Below are 1,453 nucleotides of genomic sequence, written 5' to 3'. Positions count from 1 at the left end.
CGCCTGGCTCGCGCTGCCGCGTGGCCGCCTGGCTCGCGCTGCCGCGTGGCCGCCTGGCTCGCCCTGCCGCGTGGCCGCCTGGCTCGCCCTGCCGCGTGGCCGCCTGGCTCGCCCTGCCACGCGTCTCGGCGCTCCCGACGGCTGTGCGTGGTGGTTGTTCGTCTTAGTTGCCGCGTTTGCGCCTGGTGGAGGCCACTTCGTGTGTGCCTTGGCGGGCGCGGATCGCGGCCTTGATTTGTGCGGCGATATCAGGTAACTCCTCTCGCATCTGTCTCGCGGTCACATGGAACACCAGCCAGTCGGCACCGAGCAGGCGATTGAGCCGCTGCCGGTCGTGCTCTATTTGGGACGGTTGGCCATGCCATGCTCCGTCATATTCCAGCGCGATCATGGACTCGGGCCATGCCAGATCAACGGGGGCGACAAACTCGCCGTCTCGGGTGATTATGTGCTGCACCACCGGGCGCGGCACTCCCGAGAGCACGAGCCGCATCCGCAGTTTGCTCTCCTGCGGTGACTCGGAGCCGGGCTCGATCAGCTCTGCGGCGCGAATCGCGCGGGCCCTGCCTCGCGGGGTCTGCATGGATGATGCGTAGGCAACAAGCGAGGCTCCACTGATGTGGCGCTTTGCCGCGAGCACGTCGAGGAACACCATGGCCTCGGCCAGGTCGAGCCACCGGGCGAGATCCCAGGCGGTACGCAATGGCGAGGTGACGACCAAACGTCCATCCCGGACCGTTTCCGAAGCGGGCAGCGCGCCCCGCCGGATCTTCAGACCGTGGACTGGGCCGAAGTGGCGTGGTGTCAGCACCTCCACCGGGTCTTCGGCGCCCACATAGGGCACGCCGAACAGGTGCGCCGCGGACCGGCCCGCGATCGCAGCACCGCTCGGGAGGAGGAACCTGCTCGCGGCGACGCATCGGAGCCGGTGGGTGGGCGCGAGCGCCCGATCGGCATATACATCGCGGAAGAGTCGTTGCCAGTCTGGGCCGCGCAATTGGCCGTGGGTCAGCTGGCCACGCCGGATCGCTTGACTGCCACGGAAGATGCGGTTGGTCAAGGCGTGCGTCTTCGTCACGGTGCAAGCGTGCCAAGGGGGTACGACAATTTGCGTCTCACGCGCAGCATCCGGAATATTGTCGTGGTGCTTAGTTGATGAAGTGCAAAATCCCGGATATTGCTGAGGTTTTCGCGTGCGCTGCGACATTATCCCGGATGTTGTGGCGGGTGTTAGCGCCCGCGACGACGTTTTCCCGGATATTGCGGAGGGCGTGGATTCATCCCTGGAGGAGCGGGGCCGGTCAATGGGCTGGCAGCGAGCGTGCGGCAGGGCAGGTGGCCGGTGTGGAGGTTGGGGATTCATGACGTGCCATGAGGACTCGTCGGCCACGGGACTGGTGAGGTCGTGGAGGTGGTGTCGTGTGTGGCAGTGGAGGGTGGTGGGGCGGGGGAT

The 1,453-nt window shown here is 66.7% G+C and carries 1 protein-coding gene; it reads right to left on the bottom strand.

Going from position 1 to position 1,453, the window contains the following annotated elements; translation table 11 throughout:
• Positions 1–163 precede the first annotated feature (163 nt).
• Positions 164–1,078, bottom strand: coding sequence for an endonuclease domain-containing protein (locus tag DM816_RS41850; protein WP_117215940.1), 915 nt, complete (start codon positions 1,076–1,078; stop codon positions 164–166).
• Positions 1,079–1,453: the final 375 nt, after the last annotated feature.

This window comes from Allorhizocola rhizosphaerae (genome assembly GCF_003426775.1).
Taxonomy (GTDB): Bacteria; Actinomycetota; Actinomycetes; order Mycobacteriales; family Micromonosporaceae; genus Allorhizocola; species Allorhizocola rhizosphaerae.
The sequence above is the reverse complement of the archived record's forward strand: the minus strand, read 5'-3'. Positions and strand labels throughout refer to the sequence as shown.